Below are 22,773 nucleotides of genomic sequence, written 5' to 3' on the forward strand. Positions count from 1 at the left end.
CGGGACCGGGCGACGCCCTCAGCGGCGGACGACGCGCAGGCGTCCCTCGTGGACCTCCACGGCGACGTCGTCGAGCGAGGTCAGGAGCGCCTCGGCGTGGGGCGCGAGCTCGTGCGCGAGGGTGGTCGTGGTCACCGCGATCGCCGGGCATCCCGCGGCACGGGCGGACGCGAGCCCTCCCAGGGAGTCCTCGATCACGAGCGCACGGGAGGGGTCCGCGCCCAGGCGCTCGGCGCCGAGCACGTACGGCTCCGGATCGGGCTTGCCGCGACTCACCTGGTCGGCGGTGACGAGGGTCTCCTCGGGGTAGGGCAGGTCGGTGATCGCCCAGCGGGCCTCGAACAGGCGCCGCGTGCAGGAGGTCACGATCGTCCAGGTGGGCCGACCGAGCTGCTCGGCGGCGGACTGCAGCTCGCCGATCAGGCGGGCCGTGCCCGGGAGGATCGAGATCCGCTTGGCGTCCTCGACCTCCAGGTCCTCGACACGCGCGTGGGCGGCCTCGATCTCGTCGGCCGGCATGTCGGGGAAGACGTCGGCGAGCACCCCTCGGGCGGGCATGCCGTGGAGGGTGTGGTCGAAGGTCCGGTTCGAGCCGTGCTCCTCGAACAGCTTCGTCCAGGCGCGCTCCACCGAGGGGCCCGAATCGACGAGGGTCCCGTCCATGTCGAGCAGCAGGGCGTCGACGTCGAGGGGGAAGGGGTCCTGGGGGGCCTGAGCGTCCCCCTCGGGGGCGCCCGCGGCGGCGGCTCCGTTCATGCTTCCCACGGTCTCATACCCCGTGCGACCTGCGCATGCGGGAAACTCCCCGGTTACTGTGGACGGGTCATGAACACGCACGATCCGAGCGACCGCTCCCCCGCCGCGCGGAGCGCCCACGAGGCGCCGTCGCCGGACGCCGCATCGGTGTCCCTCGCCGTCTCGGCCGCCCGCCGCAAGGGGCTGTCCGTGGGGGTCGCGACGGGTCTGTACGGGATCTCCTTCGGGGCGCTCGCGACCGCCTCGGGGCTCGACGTGTGGCAGGCGATGGTGCTCTCGGCGATCATGTTCACCGGCGGCAGCCAGTTCGCCTTCGTGGGCGTGATCGGAGGCGGCGGCAGCGCACTGGGCGCAGCGCTGGCCGCCGTGCTGCTGGGCATCCGCAACACCCTCTACGGCCTCGTGCTCGCGCCGACACTGCCCCGAGGCGGGGCGAAGGGGGCCGCGCGCTCCCTGCTCACGATCGACGAGTCCGCAGCCGTGGCCGCGACCGCCGGTCCCCCGGCCGCCAAGCGCGCCGGCTTCTGGGCGGCAGGCATCGCGGTCTACGTCTTCTGGAACCTGTTCTCCCTGGTGGGAGCGCTGATCGGCCAGAGCGTCGGCGATCCAGGCGCATGGGGCCTGGATGCCGCGGCCGCCGCGGCGTTCCTGGGGCTGCTGTGGCCCCGCCTGGTCTCGAAGGACGTGGTGGCCGTCGCCGTCGCCGCGGCGTTCATCGCGCTGATCGCGACGCCCGTCCTGCCGGCCGGCCTGCCGGTGCTCGCTGCGGCGCTGGTCGCCGTGGTCGTCGGGCTGCTGCCGCGTCGCCCGGTGGCCGGCGGGAATCGGGTCGACGCGACGGACGAGGACGGTGAGCAGGCATGAGCTGGCTGTGGGCGGGCGTGATCGCGGCGGCGGTGCTGTCCTTCGCGCAGAAGTGGATCGGCTACCAGGTGCCGCCGGGCGTGCTCGAGAAACCGCGCATCGCGCGGGTCACGTCCCTGCTGCCCGTCGCGCTGCTGGGCGCGCTGGTCGCCACCCAGGCCGCGGCCGACGGCCCGCAGCTGATGGCCGACGCCCGCCTGCCCGCGCTCGCGGTCGCCGCGCTGCTGCTCGCCCTGCGCGCGCCCTTCCTGGTGGTCGTGATCGCGGCCGCCGTGGTCGCGGCGCTCTGCCGTGCCCTCGGCTGGGGCTGATCACACCCCGCGGCCGGCCTCCACGGCGATCGCCCGGCGCACGGCGGCGCGGGCGTCGCGGGTGTCCCGGTTCGCGGAGTAGGCCAGGCCCAGGCGGTACCAGGCCCGCCAGTCGTCCTCTCCCCCGTCCTGTACGGCGTCGCGCGCCGCCTCGAACTCCGCGCGGGCCGCGGCCCTGCGCGGATCGCGCTGGGCGACGGGGTCCTGCTCCGCACGGGCTCCGGTCCCGTCGGCCGCCATGCCCTCGGTCCCGTCGTCGGCCCGGGGCTCGAAGCGCGCCGCGCCGTAGAGCCGGGCGAGCCGTCCTGCGCGCAGCCCGAACAGGACCTCGCGCCAGGTCACCCACACGGTGAGGACGAGCAGCACGACGAGGCCCGCTGCCAGCCCCCAGCCGATCACGCCGCCTGCGCGCGCGAAACCGGTCGCGATCCAGAGCAGGCCCCAGCAGTAGGCCGCCGTGACCAGCAGCAGCAGGGCGACACCGATCTTCGCGCGCATGCTCAGCCGAGGTCCATGTAGCCGTCGAGGCCCACGGTGAGCCCGGGGCGGGAGCCGACCTCGCGCACGCCCAGCAGCACGCCGGGCATGAAGGACACGCGATCGAAGGAGTCGTGGCGCAGCTCGAGCTGCTCGCCGACGCCGCCGAACTGGACGACCTCGTGGGCGACGAGGCCGCGCTGGCGGACGGCGTGCACGTGGATGCCGTCGACGACCGCGCCCCGCGCACCGAGCTCGTCCTTCTGCGTCGCGTCGGGCACGGCCCCCAGTCCCCCGGCCTCGCGGCCGCGGGCGATCGCCGCGGCCGTGTGGCGGGCGGTGCCCGAGGGCGCGTCGAGCTTGTCGGGGTGGTGCATCTCGATCACCTCGGCGCTCTCGTAGTAGCGGGCCGCGGCCTCGGCGAAGCGCATCACCAGGACGGCGCCGATCGCGAAGTTCGGTGCGATGAGCACACCGGTGCTCGGGTGCTCGCCGAGCGCGGCGCGGACGTCGGCGAGGGACTCCTCGTCCCAGCCGGTCGCGCCGACCACGGCGTGGATCCCGTGCTCGATCGCCCAGAGCACGTTGCGCTTGGTGACGGCGGGGACGGTGAGGTCGACGACGACCTGCGCGCCGGCGTCGGCCGCGGCGTCGAGCGGGTCGGAGCTGCCGATGCGGGCGACGAGCTCGAGGCCGTCGGCTTCCTCGACGGCGGTGCAGGCGGCGCTGCCCATGCGACCGTGGGCGCCGAGGACGGCGACGCGGATGCTCTGCGACATGGTGGGTTCCTTCCGGGAGGGCGGTGGTATGCGGTGTGCGGGGCCGAGCCGGCGGCTCAGCCGGCCTCGGGGCCGACGTCGACCCGGGTGGTGAACGACTCGGCGAGGCGCGCGGCGAGGTCCCGCACGTCCTGGGCGGTCACGCCGGCCATCTTCTCGAGTGCCTCGTCGACCGTCGAGTAGCGGCCCTGGACGAGCTCGAGGCTGCCCAGGCGCCCCATCCGCGACGCGGTGTCCTCGAGACCGAGCGCGAGAGCGCCCGTGATCTGCCCGAGCGCGCGTCGCATCTCCTCGTCGGTGACGCCGTGATCGCGCATCTGCTCGATCTCGGCCCCCATGAGCTCGACGACCTGCTCGGCGCGCGAGGGCCGGCAGGCGGCGTACATGCCGAACAGGCCCGCGTCGCGGTAGGCGGCGCTGAAGGAGTAGACGGTGTAGACCAGGCCGCGCTCCTCGCGGATGTGCTGGAACAGCCGCGAGGACATGCCGCCGCCGAGGATCGCCATCAGCACGTTCATCGTGTGGCGGTCCTCGCTGGTCGCGCAGATCGACGGCCCGCCCAGGTAGATGTGGGTCTGCTCGAGGGGGCGCACGATGCGGTGCGGAACGACGGCCGACGCCGGTCCGGGCGTCGCGCCGGCGGCGGGCAGCGAGCGCTCGAGGGCGGGCCGACGCTCCGACGGAGCGACGCCCGCCGGGAGGTCCCAGCCGCCCGCGGCCAGGCGGTCGGCGAGGCGCCCGGCGAGCTCGTCGTGGTCGAGGTCGCCGACGGCGGTGACCACGAGGTTCTGGGGCCTGTAGTGCGCGGCGAAGTGCGCGCGCACGTCGGCGTCGGCGAGGGCGCTGACGGTCTCGAGGGTCCCGCCGACGGGCCGTCCCATCGGGGTGTCGGGCCCGAGCACCTGGGCGAGGAACTCCTCGTACCCGGAGTCGGTGGGATCGTCCTGCGCCATCGCGAGCTCCTCGAGGATCACCTCGCGCTCGGTCTCGAGGGCCTCGGGCGCGAGCTGCGAGGAGGTGACCATGTCGGTGAGCACGTCCAGGGCGAGCGGCAGGTCGGCGCTGCGCACCCGCCCGTGGTACACGGTGTGCTCCTTCGCGGTGACCGCGTTGGACTCGCCGCCGACCTCGTCGAAGGCCGTCGCGATGTCCAGCGCGCTGCGCCTGGCGGTGCCCTTGAACAGCAGGTGCTCGAGGGCATGGGTGGAGCCGGCGTGCGCGGGGGTCTCGTCCCGCGAGCCCACGGGCAGCCAGAGGCCGAGCGTCGCGCTGCGCACCGAGCGGTCGGTCTCCGTGAGCAGGCGCACGCCGCCGGGGAGGATCGTGCGTCGCACGAGCGGCCCGTCTCCCCCGGGTTCGAGGAGCTGGTCGCGCTCTGCGGCGTCAGTGGTCAGGTCGATCGGCACCGGAGGGTCCTCCCAGGGTCGGGTGCGGGGAGATGGAGAGCGAGCGCGGGCGGCACCCCGTCGAGGGGTGCCGCCCGCGGCGGTCACGCGTTCACGCGGTCGGTCGGGCTCACTCGGAGTCGGACGCCTTCTCGGAGCCCTCGTCGGACCCCGTCTCCTCGGCGTCGTCCTCGGCGATCGCGAGGCTGATCTTGCCGCGCGCGTCGATCTCGCGGATCTCGACCTCGATCTTCTGGCCGACCTTCGCGACGTCCTCGACGTTGTCCACGCGCTTGCCGTCGTTCAGCTTGCGCAGCTGGGTGACGTGCAGGAGGCCGTCCTTGCCGGGGGTCAGCGAGACGAAGGCGCCGAAGTCGACCACGCGCACCACGGTGCCGAGGTAGCGCTCGCCGACCTCGGGGACCATCGGGTTGGCGATCGCGTTGATCGTCGCGCGGGCGGCCTCGGCCGACGGGCCGTCGGTCGCGCCGATGTAGACGGTGCCGTCGTCCTCGATGGTGATGTCGGCGCCGGTGTCGTCCTGGATCTGGTTGATCATCTGGCCCTTGGGGCCGATGACCGCACCGATCTTGTCGACGGGGATGGTCACCGCGAGCACGCGCGGGGCGTTCGGGCTCATCTCGTCCGGCACGTCGATGGCCTCGTTGAGGACGCCCAGGATGTGCAGGCGGGCCTCGCGGGCCTGGGACAGCGCGGCGGCGAGCACGGAGGCCGGGATGCCGTCGAGCTTGGTGTCCAGCTGGATCGCGGTGACGAACTCGTTGGTGCCGGCGACCTTGAAGTCCATGTCGCCGAAGGCGTCCTCCGCACCGAGGATGTCGGTGAGGGCCGCGTACTTGGTCTCCCCGCCCACGGTGTCGGAGACGAGGCCCATGGCGATGCCCGCGACGGGCGCCTTGAGCGGCACGCCGGCGTTGAGCATCGACAGGGTCGAGGCGCAGACGGAGCCCATCGAGGTCGAGCCGTTGGAGCCCAGCGCCTCGGAGACCTGGCGGATCGCGTAGGGGAACTCCTCGCGGCCCGGGAGGACCGGGACCAGGGCGCGCTCGGCGAGCATGCCGTGGCCGATCTCGCGGCGCTTCGGGGAGCCCACGCGGCCGGTCTCGCCGGTCGAGAAGGGCGGGAAGTTGTAGTGGTGGATGTAGCGCTTGTGATGGACCGGCGAGAGCGAGTCGATCTGCTGCTCCATCTTGAGCATGTTCAGCGTGGTCACACCCAGGATCTGGGTCTCGCCGCGCTGGAACAGGGCGGAGCCGTGCACGCGCGGGAGCACCTCGACCTCGGCCGAGAGCTGGCGGATGTCGCGCAGGCCGCGACCGTCGATGCGCACGCCCTCGGTGAGGATCTTCTGGCGGACGACCTTCTTGGTCAGCGCGCGGAAGGCGCCGGAGATCTCCTTGTCGCGGCCCTCGAGGGCTGCGCCCTCGGCACCGAGCTCGGAGACGACCTCGGCGGCGAGCGCGTCGGTGGACTCCTCGCGCTCCTGCTTGCCGGCGATGCTCATGACCTCGCGGAGGCGGTCGGCGGCGGTCTTCTCGACCAGCTCGTAGGCGTCGTCCTGGTAGTCCAGGAAGAGCGGGAACTCGCGCACCGGCTTGGCGGCGGCGTCGGCCAGCTCCTGCTGCGCCTCGCACAGGGTGCGGATGAAGACCTTGGACGCCTCGAGGCCCTCGGCCACGACCTCCTCGGTGGGGGCGATCGCGCCCTGGTCCTTGATCATGGACCAGGCGTTGTCGGTGGCCTCGGCCTCGACCATCATGATCGCGACGTCGTCGCCGACGATGCGACCGGCGACGACCATGGAGAACACGGCCTCGTCGAGCTGGCTGAAGGTCGGGAACGCGACCCACTGGCCGCCCTCGGCGCTCGGCATGAGGGCCACGCGCACGCCGCCGATCGGGCCGTTGAAGGGCAGGCCCGAGATCTGGGTGGAGGCGGAGGCGCCGTTGATGCCGACCACGTCGTAGGCGTCGTCGGGGTTGACGGCCATGACGGTGAGGACGACCTGGACCTCGTTGCGCAGGCCCTTGACGAAGGCCGGGCGCAGCGGGCGGTCGGTGAGGCGGCAGGCGAGGATCGCGTCGGTGCCCGGGCGGCCCTCGCGACGGAAGAACGAGCCGGGGATGCGGCCCGCGGCGTACATCCGCTCCTCGACGTCGACCGTGAGCGGGAAGAAGTCGAAGTTGTCCTTCGGCTTGTTGGAGACGGCGGTCGCCGAGAGCACCATCGTGTCGTCGTCGAGGTACACGGAGACCGCGCCGGCGGCCTGCTGGGCGAGGCGGCCGGTCTCGAAGCGCACCTCGCGGGTGCCGTAGCTGCCGTTGTCGATGACGGCGGTGGTCGCCGTGATGTCGGGGCCTTCCATGGCCATGGGGATCTCCTTCGATGGGATCGGTGCCCCTCGCCGGACGCGGCCATCGTCAGGGGCCCGCGGGGAGCCTCCTGATCCGGGCGGATCGGGGTTCCCGAAGGTCTCTGCCGAGGACCGTGCCCACGGTCGAGGGGCTGGTGGGTCGTGCGGGCCGGCGCTCTGGGCGCGGCCTCGCGGGTCGTGCCCCGCGCGTGGCACGGGGCCGGATGCGAACCGCCGCCCGCCCCGTGGGGACGAGCGGCGGCGGGTGTCACCGGCGGATGCCGAGGCGCTGGATCAGCGCACGGTAACGCTCGATGTCGACGTTCTGCAGGTACTTGAGCAGACGGCGGCGCTGACCGACCAGGAGCATCAGACCACGACGGGTGTGGTGGTCGTGCTTGTGCTCCTTGAGGTGCTCGGTCAGGTAGGTGATGCGGTGGGTCAGGAGCGCGATCTGGACCTCGGGCGAACCGGTGTCGCCCTCAGCGGTCGCGTATTCCTTGATGATCTCCTGCTTGGTGGCGGAGTCGAAGGCCATGTCGGCTTCTCCCTCGGTCGTTGCGCGGCGCACCGGGGCCTGTTCTCCCGGGCTCTGTGTGTCGGATCCTGCTGCGCTCCGGGCACGTCCCGGGCTTCACGAGCCTGGGCGCGCCGTTCGGGCGCGCGGAATCCTCCGCGGCCGATATGACGGCGCTGAGAGTTTATCAGCGGCGATGGAGGACATCGGGCTGCACTCCGTCCAGAGTGCGGCGAGTCACGTCCTTGTCGATCTCCATCTGGGCCACGAGCGCGTCGACCGAGGAGAAGCGCAGCGTGGGCCGCTGGCGCTCGACGAACTCGAGGCGCACGGTGTCCCCGTACAGGTCCAGGGTGTCGTCGCCGTGGACGTAGGCCTCGACCATCCGCGGGGAGTCGTCGCTGCCCTCGTGGAAGGTGGGATTGGTGCCGATGGAGATCGTCGTGACCGCGCCGACGAGGGGCTCGATCCCCCGGTGCTCGCTCGCCTGCTCGACGACGGTGAGGAAGCCCGCGTAGACGCCGTCCTGCGGCACCAGCCCATGGGGGCGCGGGCCGAGGTTCGCGGTGGGGAACCCCAGCTCGCGTCCGCGCTTGAAGCCGTGGTGGACGGTGTCGGACACCGTGTGGAAGCGGCCCAGCATGGCGGTCGCCTCGGGCATGTCCCCGCCGAGCAGCGCCGCGCGGATCGCCGAGGAGGAGATCCGCTCCCCGTCGAACGGCAGGTCGGGCAGCACGACCACCTCGAAGCCGTACTTCTCCCCGAGCGCGCGCAGGGTCTCGACGTCGCCGGTGTTCCTGCGGCCGAAGCGGGTGTCCGCACCCGTGACGATGCAGCGCATGCCCAGGCCCTCGACGAGGAAGACGCGCACGAAGTCCTCTGCGCTGTACTGGGCGAAGTCCCAGGTGAACTCGAGGTCGAGCACGCCGCTCATGCCGGCCAGGAGCAGCAGGCGGTCGCGGTCCTCGTGCGCGGTGACGAGGGCGGGATCGCCCGGGGTGTGCATGACGTGGCGCGGATGCGGCCAGAAGGTCAGGGCGACCGGCTCCAGCGAGCGGGCCGCGGCGTTCTCCCGCAGCGCGTCGAGCACGTAGCGGTGGCCCAGGTGCACGCCGTCGAAGTTCCCGATGGTCACCGCGCTCGCGCCGAGGTCGGCGGGCACTTCCTCGAGGGAGTGCCAGATCTGCGCACGGGTCACGGTGAGGATCCTTCCGACGGGGCCCGGTCCCGCGCCGGAGCCGGGATCCGGGGGCGCGGGCGGGAGGACGGGGAACACTGTATCGCCGCACGGACGTCCCGGCGCGACAGCCCGGGCGGTCGTCACGGACCCGCGGCTGCCGGGGCGGGCGGGAGCGGACAGCAGCCGGAGGACCTCCGCGCGTCCCGCCCCGACTGTGACGCGTCTGTGACTCCCGTCCCCTCGGCTCGACCGGGGAGTCTGACGTATGGTGAAGGGTACGAATGCGGACCCGTGGACCTTCTGCGGGCGGTCCCGTGACGAGGGGGAACCGGAACCGCAGCGAAGAGATGAGCGAGACCATATGTCGCACCTCACCGACACCACCGATGTGGGCCGGTCCGGCGGCGGACGCCGACGTGTCCTGCTGATCGTGATCGCGATCCTGGCCGTGCTGGCCGTCGTCCTCACGGGCGGCGCCTTCGCGTACGCCAAGAACTTCGAGGGCAAGGCCCTCCCGGGCACGACGGTCCTGGGGCAGGACGTCTCCGGCAAGAGCGCCGAGGAGATCTCCGCGCTCGTCCAGAAGAAGGCCGAGAGCACGGAGGTCACCGTCGACACCGACGGCGAGACCACGACCGCTTCCCTGGCCGACCTCGGCGTCGACGTCGACGCGAAGAAGACCGGAGAGCAGGCCGTCGCCCACGACGGCTCGATCGGCGAGGTCGTCTCCTCCACGATCTCCGGTTCGCGCGGCGTGGACCCGGTGGTGTCCGTCGACGAGAAGGCTGCCGCCGACTTCGCCACGAAGCAGATCCCCGAGGATCGCACCGCTCCCGTGGACGCGAAGGTGTCCTACGACGAGGACGCCGGGACCTGGAACGTCGCCACGGCGAAGAACGGCCAGGGCGTGGAGACCGACGCGTTCGTCTCCGCCCTCACGAAGGACGCCTCGAAGCTCGAGAGCTTCACCCTCACGCAGAAGGTCACCGAGACCGCCCCGAAGATCTCGACGGACACGGCCCAGAAGGTCAAGGACCAGATCACGAAGATGCTGGACCAGCCGATGTCGATCACGGGGCCCGACGGGGCGACCCACTCGGTCTCCAAGGATCGCCGCTCCGGCTGGCTCTCCGTCACGACCGACGACAAGGGCAAGGACCTGAAGATCGGGGTCGACGAGGACGCCGTGCGCGAGTGGGTCTCGGCACGCGCCGACGAGGACAGCGTCGAGAAGAAGGACGGCATCGAGCAGGTCGACACCGACGGCAAGGTCGTCAAGACCATCGCCGAGAAGACCGACGGCGTGGAGATCACCAACACCGATGCCGTCACCGAGAAGCTCGTCGCGGCGATGACCGGGACGAGTCCGCTCGAGGCGTCCTTCGAGACCAAGAAGGTCGAGGCCGAGATGACCAAGGCCAAGGCCCCCGAGTCGAAGGACGACGAGGACTCGGACTCGAAGGACGACGACACGTCCAAGGACGACGAGAAGTCGAAGGACGACGACAAGTCCAAGGACGACGACGCCTCCTCCGACAAGCCGACCGGTGAGAAGTGGATCGACGTCAACCTCTCGAACAAGACGGTGACCGCCTACCAGGGCGACACCCCCGTGTGGGGCCCGCGCTCCATCGTCGACGGCGACGGGGCCAACGGGCACGGCACGGTGACCGGCTCGTACAAGATCTACCTGCGCTACGACAAGCAGGACATGACCAACGGCGCCTACAAGGATCAGCAGGATCCCGAGTACTACAACACCAAGGACGTCCCCTGGGTGCAGTACTGGTACCGCGGATACGCGTTCCACGGCGCGCCGTGGCGCTCGTCCTTCGGGTACTCCGGCTCGCACGGCTGCATCAACATGCGCGTCTCGGACGCCAAGTGGCTGTACGACTGGGCATCGATCGGCACCCGAGTCGAGGTGCACCGCTGATCAGGAGACCCTGATCCGGTCCCCTCATCGAGGCACCGGCGGCGCGCCGAGCCGATGGCCGCCCGAACGACAGAAGGGCCCCGCCGAGAGGCGGGGCCCTTCTGCTGCGCCGGTGGACGGGCAGAGGATGCGGGGCGGGGACCGAGCGCGGTGTCGAGCCCGGATCGGATGACCCGGCGCCGGCCTCCCGTCAGCTGCGCGCCTCCGGGGGGACGACGAGGACGGGCCGCAGACGCTCGCCCTCGGCGTCGGCCTCGGTCTCGACGACGGCGACCAGGCGACCCTCCGGGTCGAGCGCAGCTCGCACTCCCCCGTCGGCCCCGCCCGGGGACGGCGTCGCGTGCACGCGCTTGCCCTGCCCGAGGGCGATCGCCCTCTCCTCGTCCAGTGCGACGGTGGGCATCACGTGCGCGGCGGTCTCGCCGAGGCCCCGCAGCGGAAGCTCCACGTCGTCGCCCTCGCCGCGGGCGGGCACGTGCACCGCGTCCTGGACGTCGAAGGGGCCCACGCGCGTGCGCCGCAGAGCGGTGAGGTGCCCGCCCACGCCCAGCGCAGCGCCGAGGTCCCGGGCGAGCGCCCGCACGTAGGTGCCCGAGCTGCAGGTCACGGTCACGTCGAGATCGAGGAAGGGGTCCGCGTCGCGCCGGGCGAGCACCGTGAAGTCGCTGATCGTCACGGGACGCGCGGCGAGCACCACGTCCTCGCCCGCACGGGCGCGGGCATAGGCGCGCTTGCCGTCGACCTTGATGGCGCTGACGGTCGAGGGCACCTGCTGGATCTCCCCTCGCAGGGCGTCCAGGCTCTCCTCGATCCGTTGCGGCGTGAGGCCCACGGCGGGGACGACCTCCCCGATCTCCTCGCCCTCGCGGTCGTCGGTGGTGGTGGCGAGACCCAGGCGGATCGTCGCCGTGTAGGTCTTGTCGAGTCCCACGAGGTGGGTGAGCAGGCGCGTGCCCTGCCCGACGCCCAGGATCAGCAGCCCCGTGGCCATCGGGTCGAGGGTGCCGGCGTGGCCGACCTTCTTCGTGCCCAGCAGCCAGCGCACGCGGGCGACCACGTCATGGCTGGTGCGCTCGGGCGCCTTGTCCACGAGCAGCACGCCGTGGGGCAGGGCCGCGAGGTCCTGCGGACCGCGCGCCATCACGCGCGCGCGTCGCCCGCGGGGTCCTCGTCCGCGGGATCGTCCGCTGAGCCGTCCTCGAGGTCCTCCTCGACGTCGTCCTCGTCGCGGGGCTTGCGGTAGGGGTCCTCCTCACCCGCGAAGGACGCGCCCTCCTGCTGGCGGGCGAGATCGGCGTCGCGGGACCTGGCCTGGACCAGCAGGTCCTCGATCGTGCGGGCGTTCTCGGGGAGAGCGTCCTCGACGAACTCGAGGGTCGGGGTGAGGCGCACGCCGGTCTGGCGGCCCACCTCACGGCGCAGCATCCCGGTGGCGCTCTGGAGGGCGGCGGCGGTGCCCGCGCGCTCCTCGTCGTCCCCGAAGACGGTGTAGAAGATCGTGGCGTGCTGGAGATCGCCGGTCACGCGCACCTCGGTGATCGTGATGAAGCCCAGGCGGGGATCCTTCACGCGGGTGTCGAGCATGGTCGCGACGATCTGCTGGATGCGGTCGGCGAGGCGCCGGGCGCGGGGGCTGTTCTCACTCATGGCGGGTCCTTTCGCGGGGCTCGTGCGCCTCGGCACGGGCGGGCGGGTCTGTCGTGGTGGCTTCGGGGTCTGTGGCGGCCGCGGCCGATGTCCCGTCCCCCGTCGTGGACGACGGGGCCCTCGCAGGGGTGGCCCGCCGGGCGGCGGCCTGCGGGGTGGTGAGCTGCGGGGTGGTGGGCTCGTCGGCGGAGGCGGCGAGGGCGCGCAGCAGGTCCAGCTGGGGATGGTCGTCGGGGACGGCGAGGACCACATCCCGGTCGATGGCCTGGTCGACGCGATGGCGGAACGCCCCGTCGCTGCTGAGCACGGTGAGTCCGTGGGATCCGAGGATCTCACGCACTCGCTCGTAGGGCGCGGTGCGGCGGTTCAGGGCGAGCGCCATGCCGCCGCCCGTGCGCAGCAGCGCGCGCCATGCGGGCATCGCCTGCTCGAGCAGGTCCAGCGGGGAGCGCTGCCAGCCCTCGGTCCGTGCGCCGTGCTGGACGCCGTAGGGCAGGTCCGCCACGAGCGCGTCGACCGAGCGGTCCGGGAGCACCTCGGCCAGCCGGGTCGTGTCGCAGGTCAGCAGGTGGAGCTTCTGGACCTCGCCCGCGCGCTGCGCCCGGCGGTCGGCGGCGAGCTCGAGGTCCCAGCGCGATCCTGCGCCGCGGCCGCCGGCCGGGGAGCGGAGTCCCAGACGGCCCGAGCTCTGGGTGTGCGGGAGGTGATGCTGCTTGGCCCACGTGGTGAGGAAGGTGCGGTAGGCGTCGATGTCCTTGGCGTCGATGTCGGCGCCGGTGGGGCTGAGGCCGAGGCGCAGGGCGCGGCTGAGCGTCGTGCCTCGTCCGCACGTGGGGTCGAGCAGTGCGAGATCGCCGCGCAGCACTCCCCCGCGCCGGCTCGACAGGGCGGCGGCGAGGTTCAGCAGCAGTGCGGTGAACTGCTCGTTCGTCTTCCCCGGGTACCGCAGGGTGGTCTCGAGCTCGCTGCCGTGGCGCATGACCTCCGGCAGGGGCGTCGGACGCAGCAGCGGGAGGGCGGAGCCGTTCGGTTCCGGGCCGGTCGGATCCGGGCCGGTCGGTTCCGGGCCGGTCGTATCCGCGCCCGCCGGAGCCGCACCTGCCGGATCAGCGCCTGCCGGGGCGGTCCCAGCACCCGAATCCGACGCCTCGAAGACCGCGAAGGCCGAGGAGAGCTGCGCGACGAGCGGTCGCAGGGAGTCCCCGGAGGATCCCGGCGTCGTGTCCTGGGGGTCCGTCCGGATCTCGAGGTAGTCGACGCCCGCGATCTCGCGCTCGCGCACGTCCACCGGCGCACCGAGATGGGCGCCGAGCACCCAGCGGGCCTCGCGGACGGCGAGAGGACCGGCCGACGCGGTGAACACGCGGTTCGCCGAGGGGGCGCGCAGCACGAGCAGGCTCTCGGTCATGGTCTCGGCTCCCTCCCTGTCGGCCTGTGGGGCCCCGGCCGAGCTCGCATCGCCGGAGCGGGCCCTGCGTCGCCGGGATGCAGGGACGCGTCGGGCGCCCCGGTTCGACCGGGGCGCCCGACGCGCGCTGTCACTTCGAGGTGTTCTCGCGAGGCTTCTCGCGCATCTCGTAGGTGGTGATCAGGTCATCGGTCTGGAGGTCGTTGAAGCGCCCCAGGTTGATGCCGCACTCGAAGCCCTCGCGGACCTCGGTCACGTCGTCCTTGAAGCGACGCAGACCGGCGATCTCGAGTCCTTCGGTGATGACCACGCCACCGCGGGTGATGCGTGCCTTCGCGCCGCGGCGGATCTCGCCGCTGCGCACGATCGAACCGGCGATGTTGCCGAACTTCGAGGAGCGGAAGATCTCGCGGATCTCCGCCGACCCCGTGTCGACCTCCTCGTACTCGGGCTTGAGCATGCCCTGCAGGGCCTGCTCGATCTCCTCGATGGCGCGGTAGATCACGGAGTAGTACTTGATCTCCACGCCCTCGCGGTCCGCGTACTCGGCGTTCTGGCCCTCGGCGCGCACGTTGAAGCCGATGATCACGGCGTCGGAGGCGACGGCGAGGTTGATGTTGTTCATCGTGATCGCGCCGACGCCGCGGTCGATGATCCGCAGCTGCACCTGGTCGTCGATCTCGATGCCCAGCAGAGCCTCCTCGAGCGCCTCGACGGAGCCCGCCGCATCGCCCTTGAGGATGAGGTTGAGGGTCTCGACCTTGCCCTCGGCCATCGACTTGGTGATGTCCTCGAGGCTGATCCGCTTGCGGGCCTTCGACAGCGCGGCGGCACGCTTGGCGGCCTCGCGCTTCTCGGCGATCTGACGGGCGGTGCGCTCGTCGGCCGCGACCAGGAAGGAGTCGCCGGCGCCGGGCACGGAGGTCAGACCGAGCACCTGCACCGGGCGGGACGGGCCCGCCTCCTCGACGTTCTGGCCGTGCTCGTCGAGCATCGCTCGCACGCGGCCGTGGCCGGTCCCGCAGACGATCGCGTCGCCCACGTGGAGCGTGCCCTGCTGCACGAGGACCGTGGCCACCGGGCCGCGACCGCGGTCCAGGTTGGCCTCGATCGCGATGCCGCGGGCCTGCTTGTCCGGGTTGGCGCGCAGATCCAGGGCGGCGTCCGCGGTGAGCAGGACGGCGTCCAGGAGCTTGTCGATGTTCTGCCCCTCGCGGGCGGAGACGTCGACGAACATGGTGTCACCGCCGTACTCCTCGGCGATCAGGTTGTACTCGGTCAGCTGCTGACGGACCTTGTCCGGATTCGCGTCCGGCTTGTCGATCTTGTTCACCGCGACCACAATCGGCACGTCGGCCGCCTGGGCGTGGTTGAGCGCCTCGATCGTCTGCGGCATCACGCCGTCATCGGCCGCGACCACGAGGATCGCGATGTCGGTGACGTCGGCGCCGCGGGCACGCATGGCCGTGAAGGCCTCGTGACCCGGGGTGTCGATGAAGGTGATCGCGCGGTCCTCGGGACCGTCCTCGCTCTCGTGCTCCACCTCGACCTGGTAGGCGCCGATGTGCTGGGTGATCCCGCCGGCCTCGCCTGCCTGGACCTTCGCGTTGCGGATCGAGTCCAGCAGGCGGGTCTTGCCGTGGTCGACGTGACCCATGACGGTGACCACGGGCGAGCGGGGCAGACGATCCTCGTCGTCCTCCTCGGCGAGCTCGGCATCGAGATCGATGTCGAACTGCTCGAGCAGCTCGCGCTCCTCGTCCTCCGGGGAGACGATCTCGATCTTGTAGCCGAGCTCCTCCCCCAGCAGGTGGAAGGTGTCCTCGTCGAGGGACTGGGTGGCAGTGGCCATCTCGCCCATCGCGAAGAGCACGGTGATCAGCGACGCGGGGTTCACCTCGATGCGGTCGGCGAAGTCGCTGAGCGACGCGCCGCGGCGCAGCCGGATGGTCGTGCCGTTCCCGCGAGGGATCGACACGCCGCCCGGTGCGGGCGCCTGCATCTGCTCGAACTCCTGGCGCTTCGCGCGCTTCGACTTGCGCGAGCGCGCGGGCTTGCCACCGCGGCCGAAGGCGCCCTGGGTGGCGCCGCGTCCGCCGCGGCCGCGGGGACCGCCGAAGCCGCTGCGGGGACCGCCGCCACCACCGGGACCGCCGCCGGGGCCGCCGCCGCTGCGGGGACCGCCGCCACGGCCGCCGCGACCGCCGCCGCCCGGCTTCTGGGCGTCGGCGAGGCCGCCGTGGGAGTGCTGGCGCATGATGCCCGGGGTGGGCATGCCGGGACGGGGAGCGCCCGAGCGTGCGCCGCCCTCACGGGGCGGACGCGAGCCCTGGTCTCCGCCGGAGCCGGAGCCGGCGCCGCCACGACCCTGCGGGCGCGGCCCACCGGGACGGGGCATGCCCTGCGCGGTTGCGAAGGGGTTGTTGCCGGGGCGCGGGCCGCCGGGGCGGTTGCCGCCGCCGTCGCGCTGCGGGCGCGGACGGCCGGGACGCGGCATCCCCTGGGAGGTCGCGAACGGGTTGTTGCCGGGGCGGGCGCCGCCGGGCTTGGGAGCCGCGCCGGGGCGCGGGGCGGCCGAGCCGGACGACTCCTTGCCGTCCGTGTCGTCCGCATGGGACTGCTCGCTCTGCGCAGCGCTCTCGGCGGCGTCCTCCTGCTTCGCCGCGGCGGTGCGGGGCGTGGGCGCGGAGGGCTTGGAGGGAGTGCTCGAGGGCTTCGCCGCGGGCGCCTCGGCGCTCTCCGGCTTCTCCTGCGAGGGCGCCGGCGCGGGCTTCTCGGCGGGGGCCGAGGGGGCGGGCGCGGCGGCATCGTCCTTGGCGGGCGCCTTCGGGGAGGCGCCGGGCTTGGCGGGAGCCGGCTTGGCGGCTCCGGGCTTCGCAGCGGGCTTCTTCTTCTCGCTGCCGGCCTCGGAGGCCGGGAACGCCTCGCGCAGCCTGCGCGCGACGGGTGCTTCGATGGTCGAGGAGGCGGAACGGACGAATTCGCCCATGTCCTGCAGCTTCTGCAGAACGACCTTGCTCGGCTGTCCGAGCTCCTTGGCGAGCTCGTGGACGCGGACCTTAGCCACAATTCTCCTGTCTCGGTCCGGCCGACAGAAGGGCGCGGACCATTAGTTCCTGTGGGTGCTCATGACCGAGTACTCATCGGATGTCCATTGGTTCTTCTACCTGTTCCCCTGGAAGGCGAGTGGGTAAGAGGCCTCGAGATCCCGGGCGAGGAGCCCGGTGTCGACCGCGCCGCGGAAGGACCGGGCGAAGCCGCCCCGCTTCAGGGCGAGGTCGAGGCATGATGCGTCGGCGTGGAGCCACGCTCCCCGACCCGGCGCGGATCCGGAGGGATCCGCACGCACGCGGGGCGCGACCCCCTCGGGGGTCTGCTCCATGACGAGGCGCACCAGCTGGTCGCGAGGGGCCACCGTGCGGCAGCCCACGCACGTGCGCTCGGGCCGATGGCTCGTGGAACGGTTCTCCACAGGGCCTCCGGTTCGCGCGCACACAGCCTGACCAGTGTAGCCGACCTGCTCGCGGAGCCCGGCATCCGCGAGGCGTGCGTTACAGCTGCGAGGATTCCTCGCCCGGCGCGGGCTCGGCGGTGGACTCCTCGGCGGCAGCGGGGGCGTCCGACGCGACGGGGGCCGACCGCGCCTCGCCCGACGGGGCCGTGGTCGACGGCGCCTGCTCCGACGGGGCCTCGTCCGACGGGGCGGCCTGCGCGACGACGGGCTGCTCCGGGGCGGCGTCCGAGCGGATGTCGATCTTCCAGCCCGTGAGCTTCGCGGCGAGACGGGCGTTCTGCCCCTCCTTGCCGATGGCCAGGGAGAACTGGCCGTCGGGCACGATCGCGCGGACGGCGCGGCCCACCTCGTCGGTCACGGCGACCGAGGTGACGCGCGCCGGCGAGAGCGCATGGGCGACGAAGACGGTGGGGTCCTCGTCGAAGTCGACGATGTCGATCTTCTCGCCGTTCAGCTCGTTCATCACCGAGCGGACGCGCGCGCCCATCGGGCCGATGCACGCGCCCTTGGGGTTCACCCCGGGCACGGTCGCGCGCACAGCCATCTTGGTGCGGTGGCCCGCCTCGCGGGCGAGCCCCACGATCTCGACGGTGCCGTCGGCGACCTCCGGGACCTCGAGCGCGAAAAGGCGGCGCACGAAGTTCGGGTGCGAGCGCGAGAGCGTGATCTGCGGCCCCTTGGGACCGCGGCGGGTCTCCACGACGTAGGAGCGGATGCGGCGGCCGTGCGAGTAGTCCTCGCCGGGCACGCGCTCGTGCGGGGGCAGCACGGCCTCGACGGTGCCGAGGTCGACCATCACCATGCGCGGGTCGCGGCCCTGCTGGATGATCCCCGAGACGATGTCCTCGGTGCGGTCGGCGTACTCGCCCAGCACCGCGTCGTCCTCGAGCTGGCGGATGCGCTGGAAGATCACCTGGCGCGCGGTCGAGGCGGCGACCCGGCCGAAGTTCTCCGGGGTGTCGTCCCACTCCTCGACGAGCTCGCCGTCGGCATCGCGCTCGCGGGCGAGCACGGCGACGGCGCCGGTGCGCTCGTCGATCGTGACCTCGGAGTCCTTCACCGGGTGGTCGGTGTGCAGGTAGGCGGCGTGCAGCGCCTGGCGGATCGCGTCCAGGAGCACGTCCACGGGGATCTCCCGCTCGCGCTCCAGGGCCCGCAGGGCTCCCATGTCGATGTCCATGTCAGCGCTCCGAATCGTCAGCGGCGGATGAGGGGCGGGTGGTGCCGTCCTCGGGGGCGGCGGGGTCGGTCTGCCCGGCGGGCACGGCCGCGGCGGCGCGGGCGGCGAGCTCGTCCAGCTGCGCCTGGTCCGGCGGCGGGGTGAACTCGACCTCGACGCGTGCCGAGACGACGTCCGAGAGGGGCACGGCGAGGAACTCGGGAGTTCCCGCCGGGAGCTTGCGGGGGCGTCCGCGGTCGTCGACGCCGGGCTCGGGATGCAGCGTGAGCGTCCCGTCCTCGGCCACGGCGAGCAGCCGGGCGCGCAGGCTCGTCTCGCCCGCACCGGCGGCGCCCGCCAGCGTGGTCGTGAGCAGGCGGCCGCGGGAGCGGCGGAAGTGGCGGGGCTGCGTGAGCGTGCGCTCGGCGCCGGGGGTGGTGACCTCGAGCAGGCTCGGACCGGGGCCGAGGATCGACTCGTCCTCGTCCAACAGCTCGGAGATCTCGCGGGACGCCTCCGCGACCGCGTCGAGGTCCGCGCTCCCCGTGCGGTCCTCGGGCAGATCGACGACGAGCGTGACCTCGGTGGTGCCCTGGCGCTCGTGGACGGCGGCGTCCTCGAGCACGAGATCGTGGCGGGAGAGGATCTGCGATGCGGCGTCCTCGACGCGTCCGACGGTCTGCTCGGAGGTCATGGCTCCCACCTCTTCTCCTGTGTTCTGCTGTGCGTCCTGCGGGGACACCACTCTAGTCCGCGCACGCGGGTCTCGCCCGCGTGCGCGGCCCCGGACCGCGCGCACGTGGCGAGGCGCACGCCCGAGAGGCAGGGCGCTCACGGGGAGGTCGGGCGGCCATGACGGCGCCGCACGATCGCGGCGGCGTCGCACGATGGCGGTGGAGCCGCGCGGTGATGGCAGAATCGGGCTCATGCGTGCCGAGCTCCCCCACCCCGGGCCCCGCCGTCGTGCGGTCCTGCTGGGCGGGCTCTCGCTCGGCGCGCTCGCCCTGTCCGGCTGCGACGGCGTGAGGATCGGCCAGCCCGCCGTGTACACCCCGCCGCCGGAGGGCATCGACGACCTCTACCGCCGCGACCTGCTGGCCCTGCTCGAGACGGGCCTCGGCGCGCAGATCGAGGCCGACGAGCGCTCGCGCGGCCTGGTCACCGGGGTGCAGGAGGCGCTCGGCCGACAGCGCGAGGCCATGCTCACCGGAGCCGAGGCGGAGGACGAGAGCTCCGCGTCGAGCGACGGCGGCGGCAGCGGCGACTCGGGCGGCAGCGGCGGCACCGGCAGCAGCGATGGCGGCGGCACGGGGAACGGCGGTGGCGGCGATGCCGCGCCGACCGACCTGCAGGGGCTCTCGGACCTGCTCGTGGCGATCCGCGACCTCACCACCGACGCGGCCCGGCAGGTCTCCGGCTCCCTCGCGCGCCCCATGCTCGCCACCGGCGTCTTCTCGGCCTGGGCGGCGCAGAGGCTCGCCCGGATCGGCGGCACCAAGGCACCCACCCGTCCCCCGTCGGCCGAGAAGATCGTGCCCACGCGCGACGTGCCGGAGTCCGACCCGCCGTCGATCGGTGCGGAGGTCGACTACCACTCCTCGCTCGAGCGGGCGCAGGAGGACGAGTGGTACGCGGGCTACGTGCGCGAGGTGCTCGCGGCCTCCGCGAGCGGGACGCAGCGCTCGGCCCTCATCGCCCAGAGCGATGCCGACCGCGAGCGCGCCGAGCAGCTCGGCGCCTTCGCCCGCGAGGACGGTGCGAAGGAGGTGCTGCGCGCGGCCGTGTACCCGCTGCCGGGCGGCGGCGTCACGCAGGAGCTGCGGAAGGACGAGCCCGAGGCGCTCGCCCTCACCCTCGTCGAGGACCACGTGATCCTCACCGGCGCCGCGCCCTTCGAGCGCCGGTCGCTGTCGATCGCGGCCGCCCTGGACCAGGCGGTGCTGCTGGCGTCCCTGCGCTCCTCCCTGTCGGCGCTGCCGACCCTCGACCCGGAGGGCTGAGCACGGGCGTCCGCGTTCCGCGGCGTCCGGCTCCCGCGGCGTCGGCTCCCCGACGAGCGGACGCCCCGTCCCTCGCGGTGAGGGACGGGGCGTCGGGTCGAGGGATCGCGCGCGGTTCAGGCGCGGACGGCGCGGACCACGAGGTCCACGACCTCCTGCGGGGAGACCTCGGCGACCTCGCCGCTCGCACGATCGCGGATCTCGACCTTGCCCTCGGCGAGACCGCGGCCGACGACGACCGTGGTGGGCAGGCCCAGCAGCTCGGAGTCCTTGAACTTCACGCCCGGGGAGACCTTCGGGCGATCGTCGTAGAGCACCTCGAGGCCCTGGGCCTCGAGCTCCCGCGCGATCCGCTCGGCCTCGTCGAAGACGCTCTGGTCCTTGCCCGTCGCGAGCACGTGGACGTCGGCCGGGGCGACAGCGCGCGGCCAGGTCAGACCCTTCTCGTCGTGGTGCAGCTCGGCGATCGCGGCGACCGCGCGCGTGACGCCGATGCCGTAGGAGCCCATGGTCACCACGGCGGACTTGCCGTTCTCGTCGAGCACGCGCAGGTCGAGCGCCTCGGCGTACTTCCGCCCCAGCTGGAAGATGTGCCCCATCTCCATGCCGCGGGTCAGGCGCATCGGGCCCGAGCCGTCGGGCGCGGGGTCGCCGTCGCGGACCTCAGCGGCCTCGATCGTGCCGTCGGCGGTGAAGTCGCGGCCGAACACGAGGTCGTAGACGTGCTTGTCCTTCGCGCCGGCCCCGGCGACCCAGCGGGTGCCCGGGACGACCCGGGGGTCGACGACGTAGCGGATCTTGGACGGCGCCTCGAGGCCCAGGCCCTCGGGGCCGATGTAGCCCTTCTGGAGCACGGGGTGCTCGGCGAAGTCCTCCTCGGTGAAGGCCGTCGCGATCGCGGGGGCCACGGCCACCTCGAGGCGCTTGTCGTCGACCTCACGGTCTCCGGGCAGGGCGATCACGAGCGGCTCCGTGGTGCCGTCGGGGTGGGTGAGTAGGTAGACAAGGTGCTTGAGCATCTCGTAGCGGGTCCACTCCCCCGACTCCGCGACGTACCCCTGGCCGGGGAAGGCCTCGTTGGAGAAGTCGGTGAGCTTCGCGATGGTCGAGGCGCCCGGGGTGTCCTCGACATGCGCGGCGGGCAGCTGCGCGATCCGGTCCGCGGCGAGCGCCTCGGGGACGACGGTCGTGACGGCCTCCACGTTCGCGGCGTAGCCGCCGTCGGAGACCACGAAGGTGTCCTCGCCGATCGGCGTGGGGTGCAGGAACTCCTCCGAGCGCGAGCCGCCCATCGCGCCCGCGTCGGCCTGGCAGATGACGGTGGGCAGGCCCAGGCGCTCGAAGGTGCGCTGGTAGGCGCCGCGCTGTTTGAAGTAGGAGGCGTCCAGGCCGGCGTCGTCGATGTCGAAGGAGTAGGCGTCCTTCATGATGAACTCGCGCACGCGCAGCAGGCCGGCGCGCGGACGCGCCTCGTCGCGGTACTTGGTCTGGATCTGGTACAGCATGACCGGGAGGTCCTTGTACGAGTTGAACAGATCCTTCACCGCGAGGGTGAACATCTCCTCGTGGGTGGGTGCGAGCAGGTAGTCGGCCTGCTTGCGGTCCTGCAGGCGGAACAGGGTGGGGCCGTACTCCTCCCAGCGGCCGGTCGCCTCGTAGGGCTCGCGGGGCTGCAGCGCGGAGAACAGCAGCTCGTTGCCGCCGATCGCGTCCTGCTCCTCGCGCACGATCTGCTCGACCTTCCGCATCACCCGCAGGCCCAGCGGCAGCCAGGTGTACACGCCCGGCGCGCTGCGGCGGATGTACCCGGCGCGCACGAGCAGCTTGTGGCTCGCGACCTCGGCGTCCGACGGGTCCTCGCGCAGGGTGCGGACGAACGAGGAGGACATGCGGATCATGGAGGGCCTTTCGAACGGAGGTGTGGGCGCCCCACGACGGCGGGAGGAGCCCCCACCATGGTAGAGGAGACGCGCCCGTGCCACGTGCAGGTGCGCCGCCCGGCGGCCCGCTCAGTCCTGCTGGAGCAGCGCCATGCCGACGCCGGAGACGAGCACGATGCCCACGAGCACGATCCAGCCGAGCAGCGCGATCAGGTTCAGCGTGATCCCCCAGCCCGCGCGCCCGCGCGCCAGCGGCTCGCGGCCGCGCGAGGAGACGCCCAGCCACAGGCCGATGATCGGGCCGATGAAGATCCAGCCGGCCATCAGCGAGCAGATGCCGATGACGAGGCTCGCCGTGCCCCGTCCGGTCTCGTCACCGGTGCGGACGCTCATGGACGTGTGGGTCATCGTGCTCTCCTTCGTGGGGTTCTGCGTGCCGGGCGGCGGTTGCTCGTGTTCATGCGCTCGCCGCTCGGACCGGGATGCCCCCATCCTCGCGCGGCGTCGTCGTCATCGCATCGGCCCCCGGGGTGGCCCTCGGGGCCCGGCCTACGACCTGGGGTGGAATCAGGGCGATGGACGGCGC

At 72.8% G+C, this 22,773-nt stretch carries 20 protein-coding genes; 4 read left to right on the top strand and 16 right to left on the bottom strand.

The window, feature by feature from the left end:
* Window positions 1-18: 18 nt before the first annotated feature.
* Window positions 19-756, bottom strand: a complete 738-nt coding sequence (locus tag I8D64_RS14790) for an HAD-IA family hydrolase (RefSeq protein ID WP_200503566.1) — start codon at window positions 754-756, stop codon at window positions 19-21.
* 69 nt (window positions 757-825) lie between these two features.
* Between I8D64_RS14790 and I8D64_RS14795 the strand changes: the two genes are divergently transcribed.
* A complete protein-coding gene (locus tag I8D64_RS14795; protein WP_200503567.1) occupies window positions 826-1,620 on the top strand; it encodes an AzlC family ABC transporter permease in 795 nt (264 codons plus the stop codon).
* The gene (locus I8D64_RS14800) at window positions 1,617-1,931 is read left to right on the top strand and encodes an AzlD domain-containing protein (RefSeq protein ID WP_200503568.1); all 315 of its coding nucleotides are present in this window, start codon (window positions 1,617-1,619) and stop codon (window positions 1,929-1,931) included. The genes I8D64_RS14795 and I8D64_RS14800 overlap by 4 nt, the downstream gene beginning before the upstream one ends.
* Here the strand turns inward: I8D64_RS14800 and I8D64_RS14805 are convergent, their stop codons facing one another.
* The 6 genes from I8D64_RS14805 to I8D64_RS14830 all read right to left on the bottom strand — a co-directional run bounded on the left by I8D64_RS14805 (window position 1,932) and on the right by I8D64_RS14830 (window position 8,661).
* A complete protein-coding gene (locus tag I8D64_RS14805) occupies window positions 1,932-2,429 on the bottom strand; it encodes a hypothetical protein (RefSeq protein WP_200503569.1) in 498 nt (165 codons plus the stop codon).
* 2 nt (window positions 2,430-2,431) lie between these two features.
* Window positions 2,432-3,187, bottom strand: a complete 756-nt coding sequence (gene dapB / locus I8D64_RS14810; protein WP_200503570.1) for a 4-hydroxy-tetrahydrodipicolinate reductase — start codon at window positions 3,185-3,187, stop codon at window positions 2,432-2,434.
* A 56-nt stretch (window positions 3,188-3,243) separates the two neighbouring features.
* Window positions 3,244-4,593, bottom strand: coding sequence for an insulinase family protein (locus I8D64_RS14815; RefSeq protein ID WP_200503571.1), 1,350 nt, complete (start codon window positions 4,591-4,593; stop codon window positions 3,244-3,246).
* A 109-nt stretch (window positions 4,594-4,702) separates the two neighbouring features.
* Entirely contained in the window at window positions 4,703-6,958 is a 2,256-nt protein-coding gene (locus I8D64_RS14820) for a polyribonucleotide nucleotidyltransferase (protein WP_200503627.1), read from the bottom strand.
* A 256-nt stretch (window positions 6,959-7,214) separates the two neighbouring features.
* On the bottom strand, window positions 7,215-7,484 hold the full coding sequence (gene rpsO / locus I8D64_RS14825) for a 30S ribosomal protein S15 (protein WP_152353576.1): 270 nt from the start codon (window positions 7,482-7,484) through the stop codon (window positions 7,215-7,217).
* A 166-nt stretch (window positions 7,485-7,650) separates the two neighbouring features.
* On the bottom strand, window positions 7,651-8,661 hold the full coding sequence (locus I8D64_RS14830) for a bifunctional riboflavin kinase/FAD synthetase (protein WP_200503572.1): 1,011 nt from the start codon (window positions 8,659-8,661) through the stop codon (window positions 7,651-7,653).
* Window positions 8,662-9,004: 343 nt separating this feature from the next.
* Here I8D64_RS14830 and I8D64_RS14835 point away from each other — a divergent pair, with 343 nt between their 5' ends.
* The gene (locus I8D64_RS14835; protein WP_200503573.1) at window positions 9,005-10,579 is read left to right on the top strand and encodes a L,D-transpeptidase family protein; all 1,575 of its coding nucleotides are present in this window, start codon (window positions 9,005-9,007) and stop codon (window positions 10,577-10,579) included.
* Between the two features lie 190 nt (window positions 10,580-10,769).
* Here the strand turns inward: I8D64_RS14835 and truB are convergent, their stop codons facing one another.
* From truB to I8D64_RS14870, 7 genes are all read right to left on the bottom strand, one after another.
* Window positions 10,770-11,720, bottom strand: a complete 951-nt coding sequence (gene truB, locus I8D64_RS14840) for a tRNA pseudouridine(55) synthase TruB (RefSeq protein WP_200503574.1) — start codon at window positions 11,718-11,720, stop codon at window positions 10,770-10,772.
* Entirely contained in the window at window positions 11,720-12,226 is a 507-nt protein-coding gene (gene rbfA / locus I8D64_RS14845; protein ID WP_200503575.1) for a 30S ribosome-binding factor RbfA, read from the bottom strand. Before rbfA ends, truB begins: the two co-directional genes overlap by 1 nt.
* On the bottom strand, window positions 12,219-13,634 hold the full coding sequence (locus tag I8D64_RS14850; RefSeq protein WP_200503576.1) for a TRM11 family SAM-dependent methyltransferase: 1,416 nt from the start codon (window positions 13,632-13,634) through the stop codon (window positions 12,219-12,221). The genes rbfA and I8D64_RS14850 overlap by 8 nt, the downstream gene beginning before the upstream one ends.
* A gap of 130 nt (window positions 13,635-13,764) precedes the next feature.
* On the bottom strand, window positions 13,765-16,701 hold the full coding sequence (infB, locus tag I8D64_RS14855) for a translation initiation factor IF-2 (RefSeq protein ID WP_200503577.1): 2,937 nt from the start codon (window positions 16,699-16,701) through the stop codon (window positions 13,765-13,767).
* 96 nt (window positions 16,702-16,797) lie between these two features.
* Complete coding sequence (locus I8D64_RS17685; RefSeq protein ID WP_200503578.1) at window positions 16,798-17,106, bottom strand: DUF448 domain-containing protein; 309 nt, start codon at window positions 17,104-17,106, stop codon at window positions 16,798-16,800.
* A gap of 79 nt (window positions 17,107-17,185) precedes the next feature.
* Window positions 17,186-18,328, bottom strand: a complete 1,143-nt coding sequence (gene nusA, locus I8D64_RS14865) for a transcription termination factor NusA (RefSeq protein ID WP_200503579.1) — start codon at window positions 18,326-18,328, stop codon at window positions 17,186-17,188.
* A gap of 1 nt (window position 18,329) precedes the next feature.
* Window positions 18,330-19,001, bottom strand: a complete 672-nt coding sequence (locus I8D64_RS14870) for a ribosome maturation factor RimP (protein ID WP_200503580.1) — start codon at window positions 18,999-19,001, stop codon at window positions 18,330-18,332.
* A gap of 232 nt (window positions 19,002-19,233) precedes the next feature.
* Here I8D64_RS14870 and I8D64_RS14875 point away from each other — a divergent pair, with 232 nt between their 5' ends.
* On the top strand, window positions 19,234-20,307 hold the full coding sequence (locus tag I8D64_RS14875) for a DUF4439 domain-containing protein (protein WP_200503581.1): 1,074 nt from the start codon (window positions 19,234-19,236) through the stop codon (window positions 20,305-20,307).
* A gap of 116 nt (window positions 20,308-20,423) precedes the next feature.
* Here I8D64_RS14875 and I8D64_RS14880 read toward each other — a convergent pair whose 3' ends face one another.
* Both I8D64_RS14880 and I8D64_RS14885 read right to left on the bottom strand, forming a co-directional pair.
* A complete protein-coding gene (locus I8D64_RS14880) occupies window positions 20,424-22,205 on the bottom strand; it encodes a proline--tRNA ligase (RefSeq protein WP_200503582.1) in 1,782 nt (593 codons plus the stop codon).
* A gap of 111 nt (window positions 22,206-22,316) precedes the next feature.
* Window positions 22,317-22,595 carry a hypothetical protein gene (locus tag I8D64_RS14885; RefSeq protein ID WP_200503583.1) on the bottom strand — a complete coding sequence of 93 codons (279 nt, stop codon included), beginning with the start codon at window positions 22,593-22,595 and terminating at the stop codon, window positions 22,317-22,319.
* Window positions 22,596-22,773 lie beyond the last annotated feature (178 nt).

It is taken from the genome of Brachybacterium halotolerans (assembly GCF_016623465.1).
Lineage (GTDB): Bacteria > Actinomycetota > Actinomycetes > Actinomycetales > Dermabacteraceae > Brachybacterium > Brachybacterium halotolerans.